The following is a 26,237-nucleotide window of genomic DNA, read 5'->3' on the forward strand; positions in this document are numbered from 1 at the left end:
CTCTCACACCTCCATCCGGCGAAATGTGCCGTCCCACACACCAAGAACGGCAAGACCGAACCCGTCGCGGCGGTCCTGCCCCCCGTCGCTGACGCAGTGCATCCAAATGGTGTCTACCCACCTTTTAATCGCTGCGCTGTCACCATCAAGTTTCAGAAAGTACACCGTGCCTGCAGGTGCCAGGCGACGGGTGGGCTTAGGCTTGCCCTTCTCGAAATCCCAGCCGGAGACAGTCTGACACCCCCTGAGCGCCACCGCCCGTAAGGAAGGCACCACGTCCTCCCGGCCTTCAAGGAGCCACGCTGGTTTCCATCCCGCCGTGAAGTGTGCCGGCGTCAGCAGGATGAGGCGGCAGTGGTGGAGGGCAGCGATTTTCTCCTTCAGAGCGTCAGGAAGGGATGGAAGCGTTTTACCACTTTGCCGCCAGAAGACCACGCGCCGCTCGCCGCCCAGAGGAGCAATCCCCGGTTTCAGGTTGGGGCCGTCCGTGGCCACCGCCAGTCCCAGCCGCCGCGCGCCAGATAGCGCACGTCCCTCCGGCAAGTGCGTGAACTCCAGACCCCGGGTTTGAAAAAGGGCGCCCCGCTCTTCGTCAGCTGTTTGCGTCTCCGGTCTTATGCTTACATGGATCCGCGCATCCCGAATCGGTCCGTTGTGTCCCAGGTCGGCAAGAGAGACCTCTCGGTCGTGAGGGTCTAACAGCCACTGCTCGAAGAAGCCCCAGTCCCAATAACGTGGTGCCTTGCCGCACGGCTTACGCGGATCTCGTCTGGCCATCCCCACCGGTGCCAAAGCGTCTGGAAGATCTGTGCTTGCTCCCGGCGGCAATTGTAATGGGACGAGCCACTTGAGTATCGCCCTGGTGGTATCGGCTGGCTCAAGGTCAAGTAGGAGCGCGTCAGCAGGTGCCGGAACCAGCCAGCGGGTAACATCCCCCGTGCCAGCATCCAATTCCACCAGTAGCGGTCCCCGGACATTAATCTGCTTCACCCGGGGAATCTCGCTGGGCTGGAAGCGGCTTACCGCATCGAGCCCGTCACGTGTGCGGACGGCCCCTGTAGTTGTCGAAGGGAACGGAAACGCCAGCGATACCGCCCGCGCACCGGGCACCGGCCCGAAGGGGCGGCCATCACGGACAATCAGGGGATCGCGGGGTTCGATGATCCAGACGGTCATTTTTCTGCCACCTCCCCGGGTGTTGGTGTAGATGCAGGCATGTTAGCCAGATCCATGGCAGCGGCGAACTCTCGGGCAATGATTAGTTCGTCAGCCAGTTGCTTAAGTTTTTCAAAGGAAAACTCGCCCTCGTGGAGGAAAATCTCTAACGCCCTTAATACGTTGTCCGCTATCGGCTCAGTACCACGCCGAGCCTTCTTGCGGCGCAAAATACGCTTGGTCTCCTCGCGCGCTGCTTTTTGAAGGGTGTCCTTTAGCCCGTCGTTTGATGTCGCAAGCTGGCTGACCAGATCACGCAGTTCGTAGGCGGCTCCGTCGGGGATGGCTTCGGTCTGGTACAGGCCAGTAAACCATTCGAGTCGCCGGTCCAACGTGCCCCAGGTGCCTTTAACCGTCCGCTCTACCCCACTTCGCTTGCTGAGCGCAACCGCCAGCGCGTTCTTGCCCTTTATGGATTTCGCGGCTTTTTCCGCCGCACGCGTCAGTTCAAGAACATCAGAGAGGGGAGCAAGATGGTGAGCGACAGCAATGCCGACAGAAAGCGTGGGGGAAATTTCTTCCTTCCCGTCCTTCACCTTAAAGTCAGCGAGCCGCTGGCGGAAGGTCTCGGTCAGGCGGCGGGCACACGCCAGCACCGTGTGCAGGGGCACAAGAGCCAGTACATCATCGCCACCGGAATATAAAAGCGAACCCTGGTGGCGCTGTACTATATCTCGGGCCTCTAGGGCAAAGCGGCTCTGAGAACGGGAAAGTTCTTGGTGCATTTCAAGAGTTTCCTGAGCATCAATAACTTTACCCATGTGATCACCGTCGGCGAGGAGAAGCGCGTAATAAGGCAGCGGCTTTTTGCCGTCAAAGGCTTCTTTCAGAAAGCTGCGCAGCGCTCTTTTGGCCTGTCTTAGCTTCTCTTCCATCTCAAAGAATTCACCCAGACGCTCCTCAAATAGCAACTGGCCGTCATGGCGACCAAATACAGGATGGAGTGTCCGCACCGTACCCAGAGCGTCCGATGGGATGCCAAGTTCCTTCAATTTTCCGATATATTCGTCCACAAGAGGCCGGTGCTGGTCAGTGAGCCTTTCCAGCAAAGGGAGGGTAGCGATGTGGGAGGTGCTGAAAAAATGCTCTTCCTTTCCCCGTTCGCCATGCCGCTTCAGCAGACACACCCCGCACAAGTGCTCGCCGCGCTGCAGACCGTAATTTTCGCGGAGCTCGCTTTCCTCCATCAGGTCATATACATCCTTAGGGATGACCGACTCCCGGCACCCGTCGAGGGAGCATTTGGGAGCGGGGCTTCCCCACGTAATGGGCGCGAAGTTGCGCGTCACCTTCCGGGCGTTCAGGAGAGCTTCGGCAAAGTCACGCGCCTGTTTGTAGTTACCGTTAAAGGGGTAGGAAGCCCAGAAGAACTCAGGAAAGTCTTCCACCTGCCGCTTAGCAACCTCACGATCAAACCTGCCCTTGATCTTTTTGTAGGCATCATCGCAAATTTCGCAAAGGCGCCTGAGTATGGCTTCCCGGACGGACTCGCGCAATTCCGCCGGATTGCACCTTACCCGGGCTACGACTTTGTTGGGCGCGTTGAAGTCGAAAGACTTCAACTGCCTTAACTCATCAGGGGCTGGAAACACAAGGCAGGAAATATTGTTCCCGTTCTGTTGGACGATTTCCAGCGCGGCCGCTTTTGCCAACTCGCTCAATAACCACGAGCCAAACCACAGGTCGCGACTGCGCCGCGCGGTAGCGATGAAATCCTGCACGGGTCCGATGTGAAAAACGACAAGGTGCAGCCCATCCATAAGCCCGCATCCTTCCTCCTTTCTTTAAAACCTCGCTTCTCCTTAAATTTATTAATGCCGCTCTTTACTACCGCCCTTTTCTCGCCTTCTCGCGCACCGCCTGGATGTTCACTATTTCGGCCACTTCGAAGCGGGGCGGTACGGAGCCGGGTATGGGCCGAAGGCGTACCGCAGCCGGGAAATAACCGCAGCGCCCGTGGAGCTCTGCCAGGAGCGTTACCGCGCTGAAGTTTAGAGACGGCGGATTGATAAGGATTGGCAACGTCTGCCACTCTTGCGGGGTGAGTCCGGCCCGGTCGGCCATGGCCGCTACCTGAGGAACTATGGGCTGCTGGGGGTCGATCTGGGCGTCGATCTCGACCACCCGGTCCACCTTTTCCCCGGCAAGCTCTTCCAATTGCCGTAACTGCTCCGGGGTAAATGGATGGGAAAAGTTAAGGAGAATCAAGGTTTTTTACCCTCCCAGTTCTGTTTTCACCGTCTGTATCAGCTTTTCTGTGTCTTCTTTCGATAACTCTCCGTTTTGCGCTGAGGAAAGTTCGATTACCGTGATCCCGTGCGCCTTGGCCAGCTTGAGGTTGTTGGGCTCATATTCCCGGTCTAAAATGAGAAACTTTTTGGTATAAGTACCCAGGAAGCGCTGCTCGGCGGCGGTGATTATCTGTTCGATGCCTTCCTTCTTTTTAGCCTTACCGCCGGTTTTCACTTCGGCAATTCCCACGCGGTTACCGCAGCGAAGGACGAGATCAATTTCCAGCGCACCAAGTCCAGCAGGCCTAACGGAGGTCTTTACTTCCTCAAGCTCCTGCTGTAATACCGCGCCCACCATCTTCTCAAACTCCTCCCTAAGTTCATCTTCTGTGTACCCCCCAAGATATGCTTTCAGGTAAAGGTCAATGTCGAGCACCGGTGGGACTTCGTCCGCTTTTTCGAGTTCCGGGCCGCGCTCTGAAAACCGGTAACGGTAAACCCTGCTGCTCTTTCCCTCGCTTTGCACGTAAAGAAATGGGCCAGAAAGCTGCTCCGCTAGGCGGTAAGCCGCAAACGCCATGGGCTTGGTGCCACCTGTAAGGTTAAAAACAATCTTATCCGGAGGCCAGTTTTTCTTCCTGATAACCGTCTTAAGCTTGCTCTCGATATCAGCCATATCGTACGGGTCAACATCTACAACATCTACAGGCTCATCCTCAACCGAAATACCGCGCTCTTTGAGGACCGAACGCAAGCGTTCACTAACTGCTTTAGTGCGCTCTGTGCAGACCAGAACCGCATGTTGGGGCTGCGCGTAAAGCACGGCAAGCAAGTTCGGTATCGGCTGCTCGCCCACGAGAGAAATCATTATCGTCCCAAGCACGGCATCCATCTCCTCCTTAAGTTTATTTCAGGCTTTCTTCCGTCAGCGGGTGGGAGAAGTTGATGATTTGCACCTTATCCCTCTTCCTCCGTGAAAACAAAGTAAGGCGCGAACTCCGCGATGAGCCGGGAGCGGTCGACGTTGCCCTCGGGATACCCGAGCCACTCCCTCAGCTTCTCGTAGACGGCGCCGAGCTGGTTGGCCACAGTCTGCTCCCCCTTGAAGAGGGCCCTGGCGATGGCCGCGTTATCCAGGCCTTTGCAGGCCAGGCGGACTACCTCCCGCTCGGCCGGGGTCAGCCAGCGGCGGATGAACTCCCCCTTCCGCCGTTCCCGGGCTTCGCGGCTCAGTTTCTCGTACCATTCCACGACCGCCGCCGGATCATCCAGCTCGGCCACCGTACGCATCAGCGTGGCCGCTTCGCTCCAGCGCAGTACCGGGACCGGCACGAGCCACACTTTCTCTCCCGGCGGCAGATGCAGGCGGCGCTCGGCGCCGGGCCGCCAGCCCTCGGTGACCAGGTGCCAAGCGCGGTCCTCGGAGCCGAAAAGGAGCTGAGCGACAACCATCGCCATGATCCCCATGACCTTGCGGCCGCCCGATACACACAGGTGCACAATCCGCCCCTGCTGCCGCGCCCGGCGGATCTCGGTGTAAAGGGCGCGAAGGAGACCGCGCAGCTCATCCTCGCCCCGGAAATCCGCGACCGGGCCGCCGGGCGCGGTCACCGGCACTGCCCGCAGCATCACACCGGGGTAGACCGGGCCGGAAAACTCCTCTTTCAGAACGGCCAGAGCTTCCCGGACTCCGTCGCTATCGGTGTGGACGGCTACCACCTCATCCACCGGCGCGCCTTCAGCCAGGAGACGGTCAAGAGTAATGGTCACCACCTGGGGTTCCACTCCCAGGGTACAGATCAAAGTAGCATAACGACCCGGAGCTCCCGACATCACAGGGGTCACTTTCATCCTGCCTCACTTCCGGCGGGGCAACCAGTTTATTCATTAACGTTTAGCGTAGTAATGCGTTACCTTTCTTGCCAAATGCTTATGAGTTGAAGGGGATTTCGATGTCACCGGGCGATTTCCTGCAGGATATTGTCGTTTTCCGCTGATTTACGCTGATATCGGAGAAATTCGAGATAATTCGAGGATATTCGACAAATCGACCGCCGGCGGGCTGGCTGGTTGGGATGCAAACTATGTTCGGTCGCGGCTCAGGCAATGGCCCCGGCGGGGCAGACCAGCCGGCATTCACCAGAACCACCGGCAACGAAACTGACAGGGCGAAGGTCAGGTACCTTATTCTTTTGAGCTCCGGTGGAATCCGGCCCGTCTTTTTGAGCGGCAGCCAGTCCAGAACCGCCGCCGTCCAGCAGGCCCAACCGCAGAATCCCCGCCCCCAGATCAACGGCCCGAACACCTTGGCGACCATGTAATGGATGACTCCCTTGGAAAAGTAGCCGGCCAGTAACAGCAAGACCACGCCTTCCAATTGAAAGTTCTCGTTATTGGCAATGGGGACGAATAGTAAGAGCGCCGGCAGGATCATCAGAATGGCGACCCGCCTTCCTGCGGATCTTTTCTTGCGCGGTAATTTCGCCATTAAATATGTTCCCAGAGAGATAGAAAACCCGATCCAGGGGAAGACTATCCAAAAACCCCACCAGCCGACCGTAAAATACAGGATGGCCGCCACGGCCAATCCGATGACAAACGGTAGGGCCAAAGACAACCAGAACACCGCACCTACCCCTCCTTACCAGAACACCGCACCAGCATCCTGCTCCGTCCAGAGGCCGGGGCCCGAGAGCGCCCGGTACAGGATCCAGGGGACAAAGCCGGTGAAAATCGAGACCATGCCGGGAATTTTGTTACCCATGGGCCTTGCCCTCCTGCGTGATCGCGGCCAGCGCGGCGTCGCACCAATCGACGGCCATCCGGGCAAAGCGGCGGCCGAATTCCAGGGTAAGGGACCAGTGGCGGGCGTCCTCGCGGGCTCCGGTAAGGGCCGCGTAGTGATGGATCAGCACTCTTTGTCCACGGCGGTAAAGACGCTCCGGAGCCCGGCAAAGGAGTGCCGTCCGGCCCTGCCCGGGCAAGGACATTCATCTGCGGTACGCCGCACCACTCCGGGATGCAATGATGGGCACAAGAAAAGACGCATACAATTCACCTACCGGTCATTTCTCCTGGGGTTGCGGCATTTCCCCGGCCTGCAAGGCTTCGGAGCCAGAGACGAGGCGCATTATGTCGTGCTGAAAGAAGAACTGGACGCTCTGCCGCAACTGCCGACCACCGACAGGGTCTTTTGTTTTCGGTGCAGGGTTTGAGAAATGGGGCGCGAAAACTGATACAAAAAATTTAAGTAAGGAGTGTCCCCAGTGGAGTGCCGGAAGGACAGAAACCTTGCCCGCTGCACTTGCACCTACGAACCGTGCGACAAGAAAGGCCTCTGCTGCGAGTGTGTGGCCTACCACAGAGGCCGCGGCGAGCTCCCTGGTTGCTTCTTCCCGCCGGAAGCCGAGCGCACCTATGACCGCTCGGTCAGCGCCTTCATCCGCGCCCGGCAGCTGGGTGCCTCGCACCCCGCTTAGGTTGTCGGCCCAGGGAAAGCCGGCAATGGCGGGAACGTTCGTCAAGCTTGTTCTCCTCGCCGCAGCAGCCTCGGTCAGCGCCGGCTACGCGGTCTGTTTTCTCTTGCGCAAACTTGGGCCGCAGGCCGCACGGGTAGAAGAAAGGTGGTTCTGGGTAGTGCTCCTCGGGGTCGGCGCGCTGGGTGCCTCTCTTTTCACGGAGCATATGCTCAAGATCTCCAGTGCCACCGTAAACCGGCTCGCGGCGCGCGCCGTGCTCGCGGCGGCCGCAGCGTGGTTGCCTTACGCCCTGCCGGTGTCCGTGTGCACCCTTCAGGCCTCTGAGGACCCCGAGGTGGCGTTTCTTCTCGCCCCTCTGGCCGCGCTTGGAGGGACCGGGTTGATCGTCTATCAGGCAACCGACGAAGTTTTTCCCGAACACCCAAAACAGCCGCTGTCCCAGCTACCGCCAGAGGAGCGGCTTAAGAAAATCCTCTGGATTGTCGTCACTGCGGATGTCTACTGGTTGCTTTCCCGTGTGCTATTTCTCTTGCTCCTGGCGGCCGCCTTCTTTCTCGCAGCGGTTGTCGTGTCTTTGGCGGAAGCCTTGTGGCCCGGCCTCCTTTCTGATGACGACGCTCTCCTGGTGATAACATTTTCAGCCGGTTTGCTTTTAGGTGGGGGAGTGCTCGGTTACTCCGTACGGCGCATCCGGAAGCGCGTTGCGACCCGATGCTCACGATCCTACTCTGCAGGCACCGGCAGGTCGAGCGGGGCCAGCATGACGAAATAGATATTGCGACCGCTCGACCGGGAATACGGCCCGGAGCCGAAAAAAAATCAGGGTAGCAGGCCCAGGCCTCAACCGTATATTCGAAGAGAACACCCGGCCAACCCTCTTCACACCATACAAGCCCGTCGAAAGGAAGCGCCAGGGCGTGAACCTCCTTAGCTCCGTGCATCCTAATCCCGCCCCGCAAACCGGAACTCTACCCTCCGGCAACCGGGGCAAACCCAGACTTCGAGGGGAAGAACATCCTCTCCCAGTTCCGTCCACTCGTCGAACACAAGCTTGACCAAGCCGGTTGCGCCGCCGATGCGGAACTTCTCCACGCCCAGGCGCTCGAGTTCCGCGGAGCAGCGCAGGCACACAAGGCGCTCCGGGTTTTCTTCCTGACGAGCCATGGTCGGGGAAGTATCCTGACTGCGGTTCCTCGATGACTTGCGCCGCGCCAGGAAGTACAGGATGGCCAGAGCCAAACCGACCGTCAGGGCCGACAGCAGGACGAAATGGAATATCTGCGCAAGAAGCGTCGCGTTGAGATTGGCCACCGTCTTCACCTTGCCTCCACAAACAATCTTGTAACCGCAAAACCGGGCTCGCAGCGCCTCGCAAAACCTTTGCGGCTCCGCCGGAGAAAGAAAGTACGGCTCCCGCTCGGTCTCCAGCACCACCATCTCGTTCTTCCAGGACGTGGCGTAGACCCTGATCCACCCCGATGGCACCCGTCATTGTCGGAGATTGATGGCGTCGGAGGCATCGGCAACCTGGCACTGAGGTAACCTGACTGCCCCCGACCCATTTTCCCCGTCCTACCAACGCGGCCCTGCCGCAGTTGCTCCTACAAATCTCGTCAATGGATGTCAAATGATCCTGGTGTTGACACGGTAGTCCAATCAGATCAGGATACGGAACCAGGAAGGCTTCGGCCGGAGTACGGCCCCCGGTACGGCGGCCTTGATGCGGTCGCCCCCAGTTGTCGAACCACAGGTAGCGATCCAGATCCGCCTGCAGCCCAGCAAGGAAATCGTAACGCCGACGCCGCAGGGCGACCCGGAAGAACTCCTCGGTAGCATTTCCCGGTCAACGTAAGCACTCCTTGCCTTGAGATATCACAGGGATTGCCCGGCCTTCGGCAAAGGAAGCGCTCCGGCGGCAATCCGGTCCTTGCCCGCCACCTTCGCCGCGTAAAGGGCGCGGTCCGCGGCGGCGAGAATCTCGTTGACGTCGGTCGTCTCCCGACCGCCCTCGACCACGCCGCCGCTGAAGGTGACGCGCAGTCTTTCGCCGCCTCCGGGCACGGTCAAGGGGTGGGCCAGCCACGCCTCCCTGGCGCGCTCCGCCACGGCAAGCGCCGCGGCCAGATCGCTTTTGGGCATCAGCACCGCGAAAAAGAGAACCCCGAGGTTTCCCGCCCCGAGGTCTCATTTCCGTTCTCGTTGCATCATAAGTCTTATGCGTCCGGACCCCCCGGCAATGTCGTTTTCGCGAGGAGCGCCCGTAGCCGCCTGTCGACCCTTATGCGCCGGGCCCTCTCCATCAAGGACGCGATGTCCAGGTTGGGGCCCTGCACTTTCATAATTGATTGGATGTCGTTAAGATCCAGGGAGCTGCCGGCTTTCAACTTGAGTAACACGAGGTCATCCAGCGACACCACCCGCAGCTCCCGACCCTCGTAGGGGACGGTTATCGCGTTCCGAACGGCGTCCACTTGGTACGCATACTTGGCTTTGATCAATTGGATGGGGAGGTCTGAGGCGATGGTGATGAGGTCACCAAGTGGATCAAGGAGGTCGGCCCGGCTTAGGGAGACATCGTAGCCCAGCCCTCTTAACTTCTTGGCGACGACCGCCGCGTCACCATCGATGACGGCCAGGACGTCGACATCCCCTGTCTGGCGGGGGACCCCGTAGCTGGCGACGGCGTAGCCGCCGACGATACAGTAGGGGATCGCCAGAAAGTCCATGATCTCCGCACAGAGAATCAACGGGTCTTGCAAGTCGCCCTGACCCCTTCCTGGAGCTTCCTGGTCACCTCGCTCATTTTGACCAGCAACTTCATTTTCCGGGCCGCGGGCATCCTCGCATAGTGTCGGGCCACCAGTTCCCGCTTTCGCTCCCGGATATCGCTCATCTTGGATACCCCCTCTAACCGAAGCTGTTGAAAAAACTCCGCCTGGCTTTGTCACGCTCGCCGCCCAGTGCTCACGTACCGACAAGGATATCAGATGCCGGATGTCCGAGGTCGGACTCGATGCGATCACGAGTGATCGCTTCCCGGTCAGACTTCTGACCTCTGGTTTCAGACATCTTTTTCCGTACGCTCTGCGCTGGTCGGCTTCGCCTTCCGCGCCATGCTCGTTTTTGAACAGCCCCCATTTTTTTCAACAGGCCCTAACCCCTATGGGTATTGTAATACCTCCCGGAAGTCCGGACAAGGAGTTAGATGGTATTCTTTGACATGCAACTTCAGAGCGTCCTTGCCGGATGCCAAAGCCCGTATGAAAGTCCGGTGGAACACCTGTTATGGCCGAAAGACCTCGTCCAGGGCGGCGAAGGATTCGTAGTCGGCCAGCAGGACGCCGGCGATCTCCCCGTCGACGGCGCCGTCGCGCACCTGATCGCGGATGATGCTTTCCACTTGCGTCCGAGGCAGACCCGGGCGGTAGGGACGGTCCTCGACCAGGGCGGCGAAGAGGTCAGCGACGGCCATCAGCCTGGCGCCGGTCGACAGTTCCGCGCCCCGCAGGTGGAAGGGGTAGCCCCGCCCGTCGAGGCGCTCGTGGTGGTACGCCGCCCACCCGGCGATCTCTTCGAGGCCGGGAACCCGCCGCAGGATATGGTAGGTGTAGTAGGTGTGGCGCTTGATCACACGGTACTCGGCGGCCGTCAGCCGGCCCGGTTTGTCGAGGACGGCCTCGGGGACGGAGAGCTTGCCCAAGTCGTGCAAGAGCCCGGCGATATGCAACTGTTCCCGCTCTGCGGCGCCGAAGCCCAGGCGCGCGGCCAGTTCCCCGGCCACCCGGGCCACCAGGTGGGAGTGCCGGTGGGTGAAGGGGCTCTTGCTGTCGACGACGCGGGCGAACATCTCGGCGATGCCGGCCAGTGACGCGGCCCCGTCCCGTCCCGGCGCCGGCCGGCCCACCTTCTCCCGCAGGAGCTCGGGTAGGTTCCAGGAGACGAGGTCGAGCCAGAAAGACTCCCGCGCCGCCACGTCCTCGAGGGCCTCATACAGCACAGGATCGAAGAGCGACTTCACCCCGTCCTTCAGGCGCGCCAGGATGACGTCCACCTGGTCCAGGATGTAGTGTTTCGCGTCGATCAGGACGTCCAGGCGGTCGCAGAGGTGGATGAGCCGGCTCTCCACGGGGATGGCCTCCCCCGTCAGGCCGCTCGGGTTCGCGCCGTCCCAGCGGTCGTGATGGCTGAGGATGACCTCCGCGACCCCTTCCAGACCGGGAATCGCCACCGCCAGGGCGGCTCCCCGAGCGCAGTGCTCGAAGGGGCTAGCGACCTCGAAGCGGTGCAGCTCCATCTTTTCGACAAAAGTGGGCGCCCCCAGGTCGTGAATCAGTGCCACGGTGTAGACCCGTCCGGTTTCGGCGGTCCCCAGGCCGGCGGCCTTCCCCACTTCCAGGGCGGCATAGGCCACCCGCCGGTGGTGGGCCGAAAGGCCGTGTGCCGTGAAATCCAGAGCCGTGCTCAGCGCGGCCAGCAGTTCGCCCGTCGATCCGGCCGGTGCACCCATTGCTTCCACCCCCGTCGCGCCACAGTTTTCCCGGTCCCTATTCGCCCTCCGGCCCCCGGTTCCTCCCTGGTGGTAACTTCTGGCACCGGTGCAGCATATGTATTTTTTTTTTTGCGCTTGTCATTTTCCGGCGTCCGGCGGCGTTTAATCCATGCAGAAGAAAAATCTTACAGGGAGGGATCGTCTTGTTTACGGGTTATCGTCGCCGGCTGGTTGCGGCCATGACCGCCGCCAGCCTGCTCCTGCCCGGGGCGCTCCCGGCGCCGGCGCTCGCCGCGGAGCCGGCGCCGGCCGTGGCCACGGCGGCCGCGGCGCAGAACAAAGTTACATTGGAACAGGCCATCCGGATCGCCAAGAAGGCCTACCCCGGCGTCGGCAGGTTCGACGAGTTCAGCTCCGACTACAACGAATACGAAGGCCGCGGGGTGTGGGAGCTGCGCTGGAGCAAGGAAGGAGAGGCGGGCGGAGGATGCGACATGACGATCAGCACCGCCACCGGAGAGATCATTCACCTGGGCATATGGCAGAGCTCGCCGTCCGGGCGCTACAGCGGAATGCCCGCCTACACCAGGGCCCAGGCGCAGACCGTCGCCGAGAAGGCGGCCCGGCGGTTGGCTCCGGAAAAGTTTGCCCGGTGTACTGCCAGACTTTTCTACCAGCACGGCGAGGACGGGATTAAGCTTTATGTAATGCGCCACGGTACACAGACACAACACGGTGAGAGATGCGTTCATCTTGATCCTTGCGCAAGGCTACCCCTGTATGCTAATCTTGAATAAACCATTCTTTTCCACCCCATTATTTTCCACCACGCGTCGTACTCGGGCACATTCTCACCGACCTGCAGAGACCATAATATTGAATAGCCGGGGCAAAGGAGAACTCCGGGCGATGCGCGTTTTAATGGTTTACCCGAAATACCCCGACACCTTCTGGAGTTTTAAATACGCTCTGCGGTTTGTCGGCAAAAGGGCGGCATACCCTCCGTTGGGACTCCTCACCGTCGCCGCCTTGCTGCCCGCCGCCTGGGACAAGAGATTGATCGACCTGAACGTGGCACGGCTGACCGACGCGGACCTCAGATGGGCCGATTATGTTTTTCTAAGCGCGATGGAAATCCAGCGCGGCTCCGTCAAGGAAGTGCTGGCGCGCTGCCGTTCCCTGGGTGTTAAGACCGTGGCGGGAGGCCCCCTCTTCACCGCCGAGCCCGAGACCTTCGCCGAAGTCGACTACCTGGTCCTGAACGAAGCCGAAGCCACGCTGCCCGCGTTTCTGGCGGACCTGGAGAAAGGATGCGGGCGGCACATTTACGCCACCGGCGCAAGACCCGACCTCTCCCTCACGCCGGTGCCGGCTTGGGAGCTGATCGACTTTCGGGACTACGCTTCGATGAGCATTCAGTTTTCCCGCGGCTGTCCCTACGACTGCGAATTCTGCAACGTTACCTCGCTCTTCGGGCGCAAACCCCGCTTAAAACAAAAGGAGCAACTGCTGCGCGAACTGGACGCCCTCTATCATTACGGCTGGCGGGGCAGCGTCTTCATCGTTGACGACAATTTCATCGGTAACAAGGCCCGGATGAAAGGCGAGATCCTTCCGGCCTTGATCATGTGGATGGAAAGCCGCCGGCATCCCTTCACCTTCATCACCGAAACGTCGATCAATCTGGCGGATGACGAAGAGCTCTTAGACTTGATGCGGAAAGCGGGATTCGTCCACGTTTTCGTGGGGATCGAGACGCCGAGCGAAGAGAGCCTGAAGGAGTGCAAGAAGTTCCATAATCTGCACCGGGACCTCCTCGCCGCGGTGAGAAAAATCCAGAATCACGGCTTGCAGGTGAGCGCGGGGTTCATCGTGGGCTTCGACAGCGATACCCCTTCCATTTTTGAGCGACAGATCAACTTCATCCAGAAGAGCGGCATCGTCACCGCAATGGTCGGCCTGCTCAACGCCCCCCGGGGGACGAGGTTGTTCGAACGCCTGAAGCAAGAAAAGCGGCTCCTGCAGAACTTCTCGGGTAACAACACCGATTACTCCCTGAACTTCATTCCCAAAATGAACCCTCAGGTGTTGCTGGACGGCTACCGCAGAATCGTCACCACCATCTACGCACCGGAACCGTATTATCAGCGGATCTGGGAGTTTTTCCGGGAATTCAGGCCGGCCAGAAGGGCCGGTATAAGGCACCTGCGTCTCTGCTACCTGACGGCCCTCTTCAAGGCGATGTTTTACCTGGGCGTCCTCGACAAGGGCCGGAAGCATTACTGGCAACTACTCATAAAGACGCTCTTCCGGCGCCCGCGTTTCCTTCCGGAGGCCATCACCTTCGCCATTTACGGCTTCCACTTCCGAAGGGTTTACTCCGGCCGCAGTTAAGAGCTTGCTTTCAGTCCCCTATTCGTCGGGTCAATCGGTGTAACACATCCGCATGCCGCTGAGCTGGCCGAGATTATTATCCCTTCACGCGTCGTTCGTTCCCGAAAAAAGTTACGGCAGAATGAACTTCTCCAGCGCCTCGGCTACGCCGTCATCCTCGCCGGAGGCGGTGACGTAGTCGGCCCTCGCCTTGATTTCTTCCCGGGCGTTGCCGACGACGACCCCGAGGCCGGCGAATTCGAGCATGTCGAAATCGTTGTAGCTGTCGCCGATGGCCATTACCGCTTCGCGCGGAACGCCGTAATGAGCGGCCAGCCACTCCAGCGCCGCCCCTTTGGTGGCCTGCGGGTGGGAGAATTCCAAAAAGTGCGGCTTGGACTTGGTGACGTGCAGCACTCCCTGGTAACGGGGAAACATTTCCGCCATCAGCGCGTCGATGTCCCGCTCGTCGGCAATGGCCAGCACTTTCGTCGGCTCATTGTCCCCCAGAAACTCCAGGAGGTTGCCCACCGGGTGGGCCTCCACCCGGCAGAGCCGCGCGTACCGCTCGCCCCTTTCTGTCAGTTCAGCCATATAAAGACGGTCGTCAAGGTAGATGTTGATGTGGAAACCACGCCGCCGGATATCGTCGATGATGCTCCGAGCGAATTCGTTGGGGACGGTCCGGTGAATGTAGGTCTCCCCCGTATCGACGTCCCTTACCCAGGCGCCCTGGTAGGTGATCAACGGGCCCTTAAGCCCCAGCTCGCGCGCGATGGGCGCGGCCGAGGCATACATGCGCCCCGTGGCCAGGGTCACGATGACCCCCCGCGCCCGGGCGCGGGCAAGCGCCGCGCGGGCACGCGGCCCCACGTTCAGACTGCTGTTAAGCAGTGTGTCGTCCAGATCAATAGCTACAAGCCTGTATTTCAAGTTCGCCTCCATCTGCTGTCCGCGATTTCAATCAACTGCCAAGACGCTAAGCACGCCAAGTGTCTCAAGTCAGTTTTACACCGCACCATCCCCGGCGGTCAAGGCTAAAGCCCGGCGCTCGGTTTGACGATTATGATAGTTAAACAGATTCGACATCTTGCTACATTTTTCCGGGGGTGGGTTTGTTGCGTTTTTCCGTCCGGTCAATGAAGACCAAGATCCTTGTTCCGCTGGCCGTGATCATCACCCTGGGCATCATCGCTACCATTCTTTTTACGGCCGAGCAAGTCAAAAAAGGAGCTGCGGCGGCAGCAACGGAGAAGGCCAAGGGAGACCTCGCCCTGGCTACGGCGCTGATCGACGCGCGTTATCCAGGGGCATGGTCCGTGCGCGACGGCAAGCTTTACAAGGGCGACGTCGTCATGAACGAAAACTGGGCCGTCGTCGACGAGATCAACCGGCTCACCGGCGATTCGTGCACGATTTTTCTGGGCGACACCAGAGTGGCGACCACGGTCAAGAAGGAAGGTAAGCGCGCCGTCGGCACCCAGGCCGCACCCGAAGTAAGCGAGACCGTCCTGAAGAACGGGCGCGGCTACTACGGTGAAGCCGAAGTGGTGGGCGTGAAGTACCAGACCGCCTACGAGCCGATCAAAGACCCCGACGGCCGGATCATCGGGATGCTGTACGTCGGGGCCAACAAGCAATTCGTCAACGATATCATCCGGGGCACGACCACCAGCATCGCCGTGACCTCCGGCCTCGCTCTCTTAGCGATCATCGCCGTGACTTTCTTCCTGACGAACTACGCGGTCAGCCCCGTAAAACATCTGATCAGCGGCGCCAACCGCATCGCCGAGGGAGACTTCACGCAGGAAATCCGGGTCAAGTCCCAAGACGAGCTGGGCCGGCTCGCCGAAACGCTTAACCGGATGCGCGAACAGCTCCGGGAGCTCGTCAAGAGTATCGCCGGTACGGCCGAGTCGCTCGCCGCCCAGAGCCAGGAGCTTGCCGCCGCAACGGAACAGGTCAGCGCCACGGTGGAGGAAGTGTCCTCGACGGCCGAAGAGGTTTCCAGCGTTTCCGAGCAAAGCGCCGAAAACGCCCTGACCGCCGCCGACAAGGCCGAGCAAGTCCGGACGGCCGCCCGCAGCGGCAGCGGCGACGTCAACAACACCATAACGAAGATCAACCAGATCGCCTCGGTCACCCAGGAAGTCAATGCCGCCGTCCAGAAGCTTGGGACCATATCCAAGCAGATCGGCGACATCATCAACGTCATCACCGGCATCGCCGACCAGACTAACCTGCTCGCGCTGAACGCCGCCATCGAGGCCGCCAGGGCGGGCGAGCAGGGACGCGGGTTCGCCGTCGTGGCCGAGGAAGTCAGGAAACTCGCTGAGCAGTCGGCCAACGCCGCCAAGGAGATCGGCGGGCTGATCGCCGAAATTCAGCGTGGCGTCGGCCAGGCGGTGACCGCCATGGAAAAAAGCGTCACCGAAGTCCGTGAAGGCGTGCAGACCGCCGATGCCACCGGCAAGTCGCTGCAACAAATCATCAGCGCCGTGGAAGAAGCCGCCAATCTCATCCGTGACATCGCCGAAGGGGCGAAGCAGACCAATGAGGGGATGCAGCAGCTCTCGGGCGCGACGGAACAGATCACATCGGCCGTCCAGGAAGTGGCGGCCTCCGCCGGAGACCTGTCAAAGAATGCCGAAAAGCTGTCAGGAGCAATAGCCAGGTTCAGGGTGTAGCTCCGGAAGGCTGTTGATTCTCCTGGAACTCCCTTATGGAACTCCCTTAGCGAACAAAAAAGGCCTGGCGTCGAATACCAGGTCTTTTTCTTTGGAAGGGCATCAATCTTCAGAGGTGGTCGGGAGGCCCGCTCTCTTCACTCATCCCGCAGGAAGAAGCGGTACACCGCTTCCGCGACTTTGCGATTCATCCCCGGGACGGCGGCCAGTTCGTCGACGCCGGCCTGTTTAATGGCCTCGAGGGAGGGAAATGCCTTGAGCAGGGCGCGGCGGCGCGCCGGCCCGATGCCCTCGACCTCGTCCAGGAACGAGCGCAGTCCCTGCTTCGTCCGCTCACGGCGGTGGTAGGTGACGGCGAAGCGGTGGGCTTCGTCGCGCAAGTGCTGCAGGATGTACTGGGCCCGGGAGTCCTTCGGGACGGGCAGGGGGTCCGGGTTGCCCGGCGTGAAGAGTTCCTCCTCTTCCTTGGCCAGCCCGTATACCGGAATGTGGCCGAAACCAAGGCTCCTCATCACCTCGACGGCCGCGTTCAACTGCCCCTTCCCGCCGTCGATCAGCACCAAGGACGGTAGTGGCAGGAACTTGGCCTCTCGGCTTTTCATCTGCCCGGTGTTGACCAGTTGCTGTTCGTCGACGGCCCTGGCAAACCTGCGTCCGACGACCTCTCCCATGGCCGCGAAATCGTTGGGCCCTTCCACGCTACGCACCTTGAAACGGCGATACGCCGCGGGATTGGGTTTCCCGTTTTCAAAGACAACCATCGAGCCGACCGTCTGGTGTCCCTGAATGTTGGAAATGTCGAAGGCCTCCAGGCGGGCGGGCGGCTCCGGCAGCCCCAAAACCTCGGCCAACTCGGCGACGGCCCGGTCCCCGCCCCGTTCCAGGCGCATCTGTTCCTGGACGAGAGCCGCGTTTTTGAGGGCCATGTCGACAAGTTCTTTTTTGCGCCCGCGGCGGGGGACCCTGACCTGGACTTTGCCCCCGCGCCTGGCCGTCAGCCACTCGGCGATGACCTGCCGCTCGTCGCCCAGGTCATGCGCCAGGAGGATTTCAGGCGGGACAAAGGATGCTTCCATGTAATACTGCTTGAGAAAGGCCGCCAGCACCTCGGCGTCGCTGCGGTCCCGGACGCCCCTCACCGTTATCTGCTCCTGCCGGAGCAGCTTGCCGTTCCTGATCTCCAGGACCAGGACCTCGCCCCGGTCGCCGTCGCGGGCCAGGGCGACGACGTCCTGGTCCTCCGGTTTCGTGGAAACGATGTTCTGCCGCGCCAGGACCTGGTCGATGGCCCGGAGCTGGTCCCTGTATTCGGCCGCCTTTTCAAAATCCAGGTCGGCGGCCGCCTCGGACATCTTGCGGTTGAGTTCCCGGATCAGCTCGTCGTGCTTCCCCTCCAGGAAGAGACAGACGTCCCTGATAATCCCGGCGTACTGCTCGGGGTCGGCCAGGCCGGCGCAGGGAGCCAGGCAGCGCTTAATATGGTAGTTGAGGCACGGTCGGGCGTTCCTGAAACGGGCCTGCGTACAGGAGCGGAAAGGGAACAGGCGCTTGATAAGCTTGAGTGTCTCGTGGACCGCGGAAGCGCTGGGATAGGGGCCGAAGTAGCGCGAGCCGTCCCTGACCTGGCGTCTGGTCACGAAGACCCGCGGGAACTCCTCGTTCACGGTGACCCTGAGGAAAGGGTAGCTCTTGTCGTCTTTGAGCACGATGTTGAAATGCGGGCGGTGCTCCTTGATGAGATTGGCCTCCAGGATCAGCGCCTCGACCTCGCTGCCGGTCACGATGAAAGAAAGGTCCGCGGCGCGGGCGAGCATGGCCTGGACCTTGTTGTTCTGCGCGCTCCCGAAATAGGACCGGACCCTGTTGCGCAGGGAGACCGCTTTGCCTACGTAGATTACCGTTCCTTTTGCGTCCTTGAAAAGGTAGACGCCGGGGGCGTCAGGGAGATGAGACGCTTTTTCCGCAAGTTTCACCGTATCTTACGCCTCTTGAACTTAGACTTGGATATTAGATATTGGATGTTACCGGCATTAATGCTCATCGTTAGTGCCCTTCAGGATCGAGCGCAGGAAACCTCCGGTATACGAAGCATCATTCGCGGCCACCTGCTCCGGCGTACCCGTGGCTACTACGCGGCCGCCCCCGTCGCCGCCCTCGGGCCCGAGGTCGATGATGTAATCCGCCGTCTTGATGACGTCGAGGTTGTGCTCGATCACGACAACGGTATTCCCGCCGTCGACCAGGCGGTGCAGGACCTGCAAAAGCCTTGCGATGTCGGCGAAATGCAGCCCCGTCGTCGGCTCGTCCAGGATGTACAGCGTCCGCCCGGTAGGCCGCCGGGACAGTTCCGCGGCCAGTTTCACGCGCTGCGCTTCGCCTCCCGAAAGGGTGGTGGCGGGCTGCCCAAGCTTGACGTACCCGAGGCCGACGTCCTGCAGCGTCTTCAGCCGGCGGTGGATCTTCGGGATGGCGCTGAAGAAGTCGCAGGCCTCGTCGACGGTCATCTCCAGGACTTCGGCAATGGACCGGCCCTTATACTTCACTTCCAGCGTCTCCCGGTTGTAGCGCCGCCCCTTGCAGACCTCGCAAGGAATGTACACGTCGGGCAGAAAATGCATCTCGATCTTGATGATGCCGTCGCCCTGGCAGGCCTCGCAGCGCCCCCCGCGCACGTTGAAACTGAAGCGCCCGGGCTTGTACCCGCGCACCCGGGCCTCGGGCGTCAAAGAAAACAACTCGCGGATGTCGGTAAAGACATTGGTGTAAGTCGCCGGGTTGGATCGCGGCGTCCGCCCGATCGGCGACTGGTCGATGTTGATCACCTTGTCCAGGTGTTCCAGGCCCAGGATCTCCTGGTGCCTGCCCGGGTTAGCCCTGGCCCCGTTGAGCTCGGCGGCCAGCCCCTTGTAAAGGATTTCGTTGACCAGCGTGCTTTTGCCCGACCCGGAAACACCGGTCACGGCGACAAAAAGACCGAGCGGAAAAGCGACGTCGATGTTCTGAAGGTTGTGCTCGCGGGCGCCGGTGACCTCTATCCAGCGCCCGTCGGACTTGCGGCGCTGCGACGGTACGGGGATGGTCAGCCGGCCGGACAGGTACCGGCCGGTAAGGGACTCCGGCGTGTTGATGATCTCCTCGATGGGGCCGCTCGCCACCACGCGACCCCCGTCGCGGCCCGCCCCGGGACCGATGTCGATGACGTGGTCGGCCGCGCGCATGGTCTCCTCGTCGTGCTCGACGACGATCAGGGTGTTCCCCAGATCGCGCAGGTTGGCCAGGGTCTCCAGGAGCCGGGCGTTGTCCCGGGGATGGAGGCCGATGCTCGGCTCGTCCAGGATGTAGAGGACGCCCATCAGGCCGGACCCGATCTGGGTGGCCAGGCGGATCCTTTGCGCCTCCCCGCCCGAGAGGGTGCCAGCGGCGCGGTCAAGCGTCAGGTAATCCAGCCCCACGTTGATGAGGAACCCCAAGCGGGCCCGGATTTCCTTGAGGATGCGGCGCCCGATGATCTGCTGGCGCTCGGTGAGCCGCAGGTTCTCGCAGAACCTGGCCGCTTCAAGGATCGTCAGGGCGCTGACCTGGGCGATCGAACGGTCGCCCACCTTGACGGCCAGGGCCTCCCGCTTGAGCCGCGTTCCCCCGCAGTCGGGGCAGGGCCTGGCGCGCATCATCTGTTCGATCTCCTCCCGGACCTGGTCCGAGGTGCTCTCCCTGAACCGCCGGGTAAAGTAGGGGACGACGCCTTCGAAGGACGCCGTGTACTGCCTCTTGCGGCCGTACGTATCGACATGGGTGAAAAGCACCTTTTCACCCTTCGTCCCATAGAGGATGATTTCAAGATGCCCGGGGTCAAGCTTCCGCACCGGGGCGTTCAGGTCAAAACCGTAGTGTTCGGCTAAACCCTCCAGGATGTGGTAGTAGTAAGACCACCAAGACCATCCGGCTACCGCGCCCTCGTACAGCGACTTGTTGCGGTCCGGGATCACCAGGTCCGGGTCCACCTCCAGCCGGACGCCGAGGCCGGTGCAGGTCGGGCAGGCCCCGAAGGGGCTGTTGAAGGAGAAGAGGCGCGGGGCGATCTCGGTGAAGGAGAAGCCGCAGTCGACGCAGGCGAAGTTCTGGCTGAAGACGGCCTGGCCGTTCTCGAAAAGATCCACCACGGCCAGCCCGCCGGTAAGTTTCACGGCCGTTTCCAGCGAATCGGCCAGGCGGGAGGCGATCCCGGGCTTAACCACGAGGCGGTCCACCACGATCTCGATGGTATGCTTTTTGTTCTTGTCAAGCTTGATTTCCTCGCCGGTTTCCCGGAGCTCCCCGTCGACCCGCACGCGGACGAAACCCCCGCGCCGGGCTTCATCGAAGACCTTGGTGTGCTCGCCCTTTTTGCCCCGCACCACCGGGGCCAGCACCTGGGCTTTCGTCCCCTCGGGCATGGCCATGATCTGGTCGACCATCTGCTCGATGGTCTGGCCGGCGATGGGGTGCTCGCAATTAGGGCAGTGGGCCTCGCCGATGCGGGCGAAAAGCAGACGCAGGTAGTCGTAGATCTCGGTCACCGTGCCCACCGTGGACCGGGGGTTCGCGGAGCGGGCCTTCTGGTCGATGGAGATGGCCGGGGAAAGGCCCTCGATGTAGTCGACGTCCGGCTTGTCCATCTGTCCCAGAAACTGGCGGGCGTAAGAGGACAGCGACTCGACGTACCGCCGCTGGCCCTCGGCGTAAATAGTATCGAAGGCCAGGGACGACTTACCGGACCCCGACAGCCCCGTAATCACGACGAGCTTGTTGCGGGGGATCTCGACGTCAATGTTTTTCAGGTTGTGGACCCTGGCGCCCTTGACGATGATCTTGTCCAGCATTCAGTTATCGTTTTCTCTCCAGTAATCCTGATACCGCTCCCAGATTTCCGGCCTTTCCAGGTCGCCGGCCAACCCGCAGACAATCGGATCGAGGTACCGCCGGTCCAAGCGGGCTCCGATGCGGTTGATTATTCCCCGGACATCTTGCTGATCTTGACTGCGCTCGGTAAGGAACGGCGTGCCTGTCGAGAAACCGTGCCACCCTGACCAGCGTACCCTCAAATCCGGTCACGGCAAACTCTCACTTTCCCAAGCTTCTTACGCATTATACGGATGCCGGAAACACCGGAACGGCTGACGCGCTCGTTCTCGGCGTGAAGACCGAGCCACAGGTCCATCATTTCGCCCACACGGCGCAAACGGACAGCAGTGTCGCCGTTGTCCGGAAGCCCCGTCCTTTCCCAGGCGGCGAACCTTTCCCATTGCCGCCGCCGCTCCAGCCATTGTGACTTATGTATTCTCACCCTTTCGTTCACCTCGAAATCCGGCTTTTTAATTCCATTATAACCTATATAACCTATCCCGCACCTGCTGCTGGTGCCCAAGGACGGGCGCGTGGTCTAGCCGCGGAACTGCAGCCGCAGCTCGATGAGGGCGTCCCGGATCTCGGCGGCGCGGTCGAAGCGGTACAGGACGTGAATAACTACATGTTATCTTAGCTATGAAGGAAAGTGATAATAGGTCGTCGAACACTGCGTGATACGATTTTCGACCACACCTAAAACCGCAAGGGGAGGCCTTTTCGCAATGATCCCGAAGATCTCCAAGGACAAGACCGTGCTGGAGGTTCTCAAAAACTACCCGGAGGCGCGCGCGATATTTGACAGCTATAGCAGGCAATACGACGTTTGCATCACCTGCACGGCGTTGTTCAGCACCCTCGAAGAGCTGGCCGTGATCCGGAACATTCCTCTGGAAAAGATGCTCGCCGATCTGAACGAGGCCGTCGCCGGTCTCTGAGAGCAAACCGCCGCCCGGCCGCGACGAGGGTTGCTCCCGGCCCCCGGAGGGGATCGGGCCCCCTACATGCAGGCGATGCGGTGGTATCTACCGGCTCAACCATCTGGCGGGGTAGTGATCACCGTGGCCCGGCGCGACAATCGCCCCGCGGTTTTGTTTGGATAACGCGGCGTCCAAACCAAGGACAACCTCCTTGAGCGCCTGCATTTCCCGGCGGAAAAGGAGGGAGTCGGTGTTCGTGCTCGTCATCATAAACTTCGGCAGGTTAAGGAACTCCCGCTCCTCCGGACGCAGGCTCTCCACAAGCAGCAGGTAATCGCCCGTGAAAACGAGCCCCGACCCGGTACCGACAAAGAAAACCTGGCCGGGGACGTGGCCGCCCGCGCTTTCCAGCACCTGAAAAGTCTCGCCGCCTACCGTGAAGGCATCGATGACCCGGAAACCGCCCAGGAGACCGTGTTCGCCCGTGTCGTACGCCGACCAGTCGTCCGGTGCGCGGTACCTCGTAAAGGTGTTGACCAGCACCGTGAAGTAATGATTCAGTTCGGTTAGCGGCGAACCGCTCCCCCAGGCCCGGTTTTCGTTCTCCAAGACGCCGCGGACCGCCGGGTGAAGGAACACGCGGCTGCCGAACTCGGCGGCGAAGTAGCCGCTCATCCCCGCGTGATCCGCGTCGGCATGGCCCAGGTAGATACGGCTTACGCGCGCGGGGTCCAGCCCGTTTTCGCGCAACATCCGCTTCACGTCCTCGTAGTATACACCATAGCCGCCGTCCACCATCACTATTTCTTCGGCGCTTTCCAGGAGGTGAATATTCCCCCCGGTCGGGAGACGAAAAGCATGGAAGACAACGCCTCCCAGAGGAAGCGCCGGGAGCCGGCGATAGGAAAAGGCGGAACCGGTTCGCGAAAGGGAGGCCGAGGCGAAAACCAGCACATTGGTGAAGACCTCGCCCGCTTCCAGATCCTTGCCCGCCTCCCGGCTGAATCTGGTCAGCGCCTCGGACATGCGCCGGGACGACTCCACAACCCCCTTCAGCCGCTCCGTATCCTCGCCCCCCAGCAGCCTTTTCAGTTTAAAGAAAAACCGCTCCACAAGATTGAGACCGATGATGTTTTCGGTTTCTTCCCGCTCCGCGCCCTGATAGTGCAACCCGTAATAGTAACCGTGCTCGTTGAGGTCCTGCAGAAGTTCGCCTATCTCCCGCGCGTTTTCCGTGATAAGAGTGACCGTTGCCGCCGTCTCGCAAACGGCCTCATCGTATGCCATGTGGATGACATTGGCCTTATGGTCACGGAGCAAAGCGGCAAAGTCGGCCAGGGTGCCCGGTCGGGGCTGCAGAGACACCCGTATTTTAAGGATATTCCGGGTGTCGAGCACACCGATCTCCGGGGAGGTCGCATGCGCCTCGCCGTCGAACATGCCCTGCTCGTTCAGGTCCCGGCAGGCCTCCTGTAACGCCCGGAGGTTGTCGCTCCTTCCCTCAATCATCACCCGGTTCGGATGCGCCGACCGGTTATAGTAAAAGGACGTGATATTCACCCCGTGACCGCCGAAGACGCCGGCCAGCGTCGCCAGCGAGCCGGGGCGGTCGGCCACAAAGACCGTCGTCCGGCAGAGGTAGTCGTCCTCGTCGCCTGACACAAAGCGGTAAATGCGGAACAGACTATGGCACACCGTAACATCCCTCCGAAAGGCCTTTTCCCCCAACGGCGGTCCCGCCCGCCGTTTCACTCAAGCTGTTGTCGCCGATGCAAGGGCCGCTATCCCCGCTGTTCTAATCTCCATTACACCCCATGCGACGGAGCAAGGGCTTCCTCCGCCGCCTCGGTCACCGGGCGCGTGGTCTGGCCGCGGAGCTGCAGCCGCAGCTCGATGAGGGCGTCCCGGATCTCGGCGGCGCGCTCGAACTCCAGGTGCCGCGCCGCCTCGCGCATCTCCTTCTCCAGCTTCGCGATCGTGCGCTTGAGTTCGGTCTTCGTCATCCTCTTCGCCGGGACGGCGTAGGCCTCGGCCGGCTCGGCGGCGTGGGTGGCCTCGATGACGCCGCGCACCGCCTTTTTCACCGTCTCCGGCGTGATGCCGTGTCGGCGGTTGTATTCCATCTGCAAGCAGCGGCGGCGCGCGGTCTCGTCCAGCGCGCGGCGCATGGAACCGGTGACGGTGTCGGCGTAGAGGATGACACGTCCATGGATGTTGCGCGCCGCCCGTCCCGCCGTCTGGATCAGGGAGCGCTCGGAACGCAGGTAGCCCTCCTTATCGGCGTCAAGGATGGCGACAAGGCTCACCTCCGGAAGGTCCAGGCCCTCGCGCAAAAGGTTGATGCCGACCAGGACGTCGAACACGCCGAGGCGCAAATCCCGCAGTATCTCCATTCTTTCCAGGGCGTTGATTTCGGAGTGCAGGTAACGGACCTTGATCCCCATTTCCCTGAAGTAGTCGGCCAGGTCCTCGGCCATGCGCTTGGTGAGGGTGGTCACCAGCACCCTTTCCTTCTGCGCCACCCGCTGCCGGATCTCGCCGAGGAGGTCGTCGATCTGGCCCCTCGTCGGGCGGACCACCATCTCGGGGTCGACCAGGCCGGTAGGACGGACGATCTGCTCGACGACCCGGGCGCTGTGCTTCAGCTCGTACGGACCCGGGGTGGCCGAAATGTAGACGGTCTGCCCGACGTGGGCGGCGAATTCCGCAAAGGTCAGCGGCCGGTTGTCAAAGGCCGACGGCAGGCGGAACCCGTGCTCGACAAGCGCCTCCTTGCGGGAGCGGTCTCCCTCGTACATCCCCCCGATTTGCGGGACGGTGATGTGCGACTCGTCAATGACAACCAGCATGTCCTCGGGGAAGAAATCCAGCAGGGTATAGGGGGGTTCGCCGGGGGCCCGCCCCGTCAGGTGCCGGGAGTAGTTCTCGATGCCCTTGCAGTAGCCTACCTCCTTTAGCATCTCCAGGTCGTAGTTGGTGCGCTGTTCCAGGCGCTGGGCCTCCAGCAGCTTGCCCCTTGACCGGAAATAGGCCAGTCTCTCTTCCAGTTCGGCCTCGATAGAGCGGACGGCCCGGTCCAGGCGCTCCCGCGAAGTCGCGTAGTGGCTGGCCGGGAAAACGGAGACGTGGTGTCTCTCGCCGGTAACTTCCCCCGTCAGGGCGTCGAATTCCAGGATGCGCTCGACCTCGTCGCCGAAGAAGTCCACCCTGATTGCCTTCTCCCCTGTCGAGGCGGGGAAGATCTCCAAAACGTCGCCGCGCACCCGAAACCTGCCCCGCGTGAAGTTGGCATCGTTACGCTGATACTGGATGTCGACCAGCTTGCGCAGCACGGCGTCCCGGTCCGCCCGGGCGCCGCGGCGCAGGGAAAGCGTAAGGCTGCGGTACTCTTCGGGGTCGCCCAGACCGTAGATGCAGGAGACGCTGGCGACGATGATTACGTCCCGGCGTTCCAGGATCGCTGAGGTGGCCGAGTGGCGCAGCTTGTCGATTTCCTCGTTGATGGAGGCGTCCTTCTCGATGTACATGTCCGTCGCCGGGATGTAGGCCTCGGGCTGGTAATAGTCGTAGTAGCTGACGAAATACTCCACGGCGTTGTCCGGGAAAAAGTCCTTGAATTCCCCGCACAATTGGGCCGCCAGGGTCTTGTTCGGCGCGATGACCAGGGTCGGTCTCTGCACGGCCTGGATCACCTGGGCCATGGTGTACGTTTTGCCGGACCCGGTCACGCCCAGCAGAGTCTGATGCCGGAGGCCTTTTTCCAACCCATCGACCAAACCGGCAATAGCCCCGGGCTGGTCGCCGCAGGGCGTGAAATCCGAAACCAGTTTAAATGGAGGCATTGTACCACCTCAACGCCTATTATAGCGCAGACGCCCGACGCAAGTAAGCCCGGCCCGCTCCTCTCAGCCATATCCTTTCTTGACAGGAAACGACAGTTTGCAACAGGAACTTCTCCCCAG

At 61.2% G+C, this 26,237-nt stretch carries 28 protein-coding genes; 8 read left to right on the forward strand and 20 right to left on the reverse strand.

The genetic code is table 11. The annotated features are described in order from the left end of the window. Positions 1–3: 3 nt before the first annotated feature. The 8 genes from ACUM6F_RS01200 to ACUM6F_RS01235 form a co-directional block, all read right to left on the reverse strand. Complete coding sequence (locus tag ACUM6F_RS01200) at positions 4–1,176, reverse strand: type III-B CRISPR module-associated protein Cmr3 (protein WP_445348139.1); 1,173 nt, start codon at positions 1,174–1,176, stop codon at positions 4–6. Then, positions 1,173–2,975 carry a type III-B CRISPR-associated protein Cas10/Cmr2 gene (cas10, locus tag ACUM6F_RS01205; protein ID WP_445348140.1) on the reverse strand — a complete coding sequence of 601 codons (1,803 nt, stop codon included), beginning with the start codon at positions 2,973–2,975 and terminating at the stop codon, positions 1,173–1,175. Before cas10 ends, ACUM6F_RS01200 begins: the two co-directional genes overlap by 4 nt. Positions 2,976–3,042: 67 nt before the next feature. Then, positions 3,043–3,423: a CRISPR-associated protein Csx15 gene (csx15, locus tag ACUM6F_RS01210; protein WP_445348141.1), complete on the reverse strand. Its 381-nt coding sequence runs from the start codon at positions 3,421–3,423 to the stop codon at positions 3,043–3,045. Positions 3,424–3,429: 6 nt separating this feature from the next. After that, positions 3,430–4,338, reverse strand: coding sequence for a PDDEXK family nuclease (locus ACUM6F_RS01215; protein ID WP_445348142.1), 909 nt, complete (start codon positions 4,336–4,338; stop codon positions 3,430–3,432). Between the two features lie 65 nt (positions 4,339–4,403). After that, a complete protein-coding gene (locus ACUM6F_RS01220) occupies positions 4,404–5,249 on the reverse strand; it encodes a CRISPR-associated ring nuclease (protein ID WP_445348143.1) in 846 nt (281 codons plus the stop codon). 127 nt (positions 5,250–5,376) lie between these two features. Further along, positions 5,377–6,072: a 4Fe-4S binding protein gene (locus tag ACUM6F_RS01225; protein ID WP_445348144.1), complete on the reverse strand. Its 696-nt coding sequence runs from the start codon at positions 6,070–6,072 to the stop codon at positions 5,377–5,379. A 15-nt stretch (positions 6,073–6,087) separates the two neighbouring features. Further along, complete coding sequence (locus ACUM6F_RS01230; RefSeq protein WP_445348145.1) at positions 6,088–6,210, reverse strand: hypothetical protein; 123 nt, start codon at positions 6,208–6,210, stop codon at positions 6,088–6,090. Continuing rightward, on the reverse strand, positions 6,203–6,361 hold the full coding sequence (locus ACUM6F_RS01235) for a virulence activator alpha C-terminal domain-containing protein (RefSeq protein WP_445348146.1): 159 nt from the start codon (positions 6,359–6,361) through the stop codon (positions 6,203–6,205). Before ACUM6F_RS01235 ends, ACUM6F_RS01230 begins: the two co-directional genes overlap by 8 nt. A 3-nt stretch (positions 6,362–6,364) precedes the next feature. Here ACUM6F_RS01235 and ACUM6F_RS01240 point away from each other — a divergent pair, with 3 nt between their 5' ends. The 3 genes from ACUM6F_RS01240 to ACUM6F_RS01250 are packed head-to-tail and all read left to right on the forward strand — an operon-like array spanning position 6,365 to position 7,697. Continuing rightward, the gene (locus tag ACUM6F_RS01240; RefSeq protein WP_445348147.1) at positions 6,365–6,661 is read left to right on the forward strand and encodes a PIN domain-containing protein; all 297 of its coding nucleotides are present in this window, start codon (positions 6,365–6,367) and stop codon (positions 6,659–6,661) included. Between the two features lie 51 nt (positions 6,662–6,712). Further along, positions 6,713–6,925: a DUF6485 family protein gene (locus ACUM6F_RS01245; protein WP_445348148.1), complete on the forward strand. Its 213-nt coding sequence runs from the start codon at positions 6,713–6,715 to the stop codon at positions 6,923–6,925. 1 nt (position 6,926) lies between these two features. Then, positions 6,927–7,697, forward strand: a complete 771-nt coding sequence (locus ACUM6F_RS01250; RefSeq protein ID WP_445348149.1) for a hypothetical protein — start codon at positions 6,927–6,929, stop codon at positions 7,695–7,697. A gap of 170 nt (positions 7,698–7,867) precedes the next feature. Here the strand turns inward: ACUM6F_RS01250 and ACUM6F_RS01255 are convergent, their stop codons facing one another. Then, entirely contained in the window at positions 7,868–8,410 is a 543-nt protein-coding gene (locus ACUM6F_RS01255; protein WP_445348150.1) for a PH domain-containing protein, read from the reverse strand. A gap of 235 nt (positions 8,411–8,645) precedes the next feature. Between ACUM6F_RS01255 and ACUM6F_RS01260 the strand changes: the two genes are divergently transcribed. After that, the gene (locus ACUM6F_RS01260; protein ID WP_445348151.1) at positions 8,646–8,777 is read left to right on the forward strand and encodes a hypothetical protein; all 132 of its coding nucleotides are present in this window, start codon (positions 8,646–8,648) and stop codon (positions 8,775–8,777) included. Between the two features lie 20 nt (positions 8,778–8,797). Here the strand turns inward: ACUM6F_RS01260 and ACUM6F_RS01265 are convergent, their stop codons facing one another. From ACUM6F_RS01265 to ACUM6F_RS01280, 4 genes are all read right to left on the reverse strand, one after another. Then, on the reverse strand, positions 8,798–9,064 hold the full coding sequence (locus ACUM6F_RS01265) for a diguanylate cyclase domain-containing protein (RefSeq protein WP_445348152.1): 267 nt from the start codon (positions 9,062–9,064) through the stop codon (positions 8,798–8,800). Between the two features lie 74 nt (positions 9,065–9,138). Next, complete coding sequence (locus ACUM6F_RS01270) at positions 9,139–9,684, reverse strand: hypothetical protein (protein ID WP_445348153.1); 546 nt, start codon at positions 9,682–9,684, stop codon at positions 9,139–9,141. After that, entirely contained in the window at positions 9,669–9,818 is a 150-nt protein-coding gene (locus tag ACUM6F_RS01275; RefSeq protein ID WP_445348154.1) for a hypothetical protein, read from the reverse strand. The genes ACUM6F_RS01270 and ACUM6F_RS01275 overlap by 16 nt, the downstream gene beginning before the upstream one ends. Positions 9,819–10,208: 390 nt before the next feature. Beyond that, positions 10,209–11,432, reverse strand: a complete 1,224-nt coding sequence (locus ACUM6F_RS01280) for an HD domain-containing phosphohydrolase (RefSeq protein ID WP_445348155.1) — start codon at positions 11,430–11,432, stop codon at positions 10,209–10,211. A 185-nt stretch (positions 11,433–11,617) separates the two neighbouring features. Between ACUM6F_RS01280 and ACUM6F_RS01285 the strand changes: the two genes are divergently transcribed. Both ACUM6F_RS01285 and ACUM6F_RS01290 read left to right on the forward strand, forming a co-directional pair. Beyond that, positions 11,618–12,211 (forward strand): PepSY domain-containing protein, encoded by a 594-nt coding sequence (locus tag ACUM6F_RS01285; protein WP_445348156.1) that lies wholly within the window; start codon positions 11,618–11,620, stop codon positions 12,209–12,211. A gap of 112 nt (positions 12,212–12,323) precedes the next feature. After that, the gene (locus ACUM6F_RS01290; protein WP_445348157.1) at positions 12,324–13,808 is read left to right on the forward strand and encodes a B12-binding domain-containing radical SAM protein; all 1,485 of its coding nucleotides are present in this window, start codon (positions 12,324–12,326) and stop codon (positions 13,806–13,808) included. Positions 13,809–13,919: 111 nt separating this feature from the next. On the opposite strand, the gene ACUM6F_RS01295 is transcribed toward ACUM6F_RS01290, so the two are convergent. Beyond that, positions 13,920–14,720 (reverse strand): Cof-type HAD-IIB family hydrolase, encoded by an 801-nt coding sequence (locus ACUM6F_RS01295; RefSeq protein WP_425620399.1) that lies wholly within the window; start codon positions 14,718–14,720, stop codon positions 13,920–13,922. A 206-nt stretch (positions 14,721–14,926) separates the two neighbouring features. On the opposite strand from ACUM6F_RS01295, the gene ACUM6F_RS01300 reads away from it, so the two are divergent. Continuing rightward, a complete protein-coding gene (locus tag ACUM6F_RS01300; protein WP_445348158.1) occupies positions 14,927–16,474 on the forward strand; it encodes a methyl-accepting chemotaxis protein in 1,548 nt (515 codons plus the stop codon). Between the two features lie 137 nt (positions 16,475–16,611). Here the strand turns inward: ACUM6F_RS01300 and uvrC are convergent, their stop codons facing one another. The 4 genes from uvrC to ACUM6F_RS01320 are packed head-to-tail and all read right to left on the reverse strand — an operon-like array spanning position 16,612 to position 21,797. Beyond that, positions 16,612–18,447 (reverse strand): excinuclease ABC subunit UvrC, encoded by a 1,836-nt coding sequence (gene uvrC / locus ACUM6F_RS01305; protein WP_445348159.1) that lies wholly within the window; start codon positions 18,445–18,447, stop codon positions 16,612–16,614. A gap of 57 nt (positions 18,448–18,504) precedes the next feature. Further along, on the reverse strand, positions 18,505–21,333 hold the full coding sequence (uvrA, locus tag ACUM6F_RS01310) for an excinuclease ABC subunit UvrA (RefSeq protein ID WP_445348160.1): 2,829 nt from the start codon (positions 21,331–21,333) through the stop codon (positions 18,505–18,507). Continuing rightward, positions 21,334–21,555, reverse strand: coding sequence for a hypothetical protein (locus tag ACUM6F_RS01315; protein ID WP_425620403.1), 222 nt, complete (start codon positions 21,553–21,555; stop codon positions 21,334–21,336). After that, positions 21,552–21,797 carry a hypothetical protein gene (locus ACUM6F_RS01320; RefSeq protein ID WP_425620404.1) on the reverse strand — a complete coding sequence of 82 codons (246 nt, stop codon included), beginning with the start codon at positions 21,795–21,797 and terminating at the stop codon, positions 21,552–21,554. Before ACUM6F_RS01320 ends, ACUM6F_RS01315 begins: the two co-directional genes overlap by 4 nt. A gap of 283 nt (positions 21,798–22,080) precedes the next feature. Here ACUM6F_RS01320 and ACUM6F_RS01325 point away from each other — a divergent pair, with 283 nt between their 5' ends. Beyond that, positions 22,081–22,293, forward strand: coding sequence for a hypothetical protein (locus tag ACUM6F_RS01325; RefSeq protein WP_425620405.1), 213 nt, complete (start codon positions 22,081–22,083; stop codon positions 22,291–22,293). Positions 22,294–22,380: 87 nt separating this feature from the next. On the opposite strand, the gene ACUM6F_RS01330 is transcribed toward ACUM6F_RS01325, so the two are convergent. Both ACUM6F_RS01330 and uvrB read right to left on the reverse strand, forming a co-directional pair. Continuing rightward, complete coding sequence (locus tag ACUM6F_RS01330; protein WP_425620406.1) at positions 22,381–23,970, reverse strand: MBL fold metallo-hydrolase; 1,590 nt, start codon at positions 23,968–23,970, stop codon at positions 22,381–22,383. 110 nt (positions 23,971–24,080) lie between these two features. After that, positions 24,081–26,117, reverse strand: a complete 2,037-nt coding sequence (uvrB, locus tag ACUM6F_RS01335) for an excinuclease ABC subunit UvrB (RefSeq protein WP_445348161.1) — start codon at positions 26,115–26,117, stop codon at positions 24,081–24,083. Positions 26,118–26,237: the final 120 nt, after the last annotated feature.

Source organism: Desulforudis sp. DRI-14 (assembly GCF_052618305.1).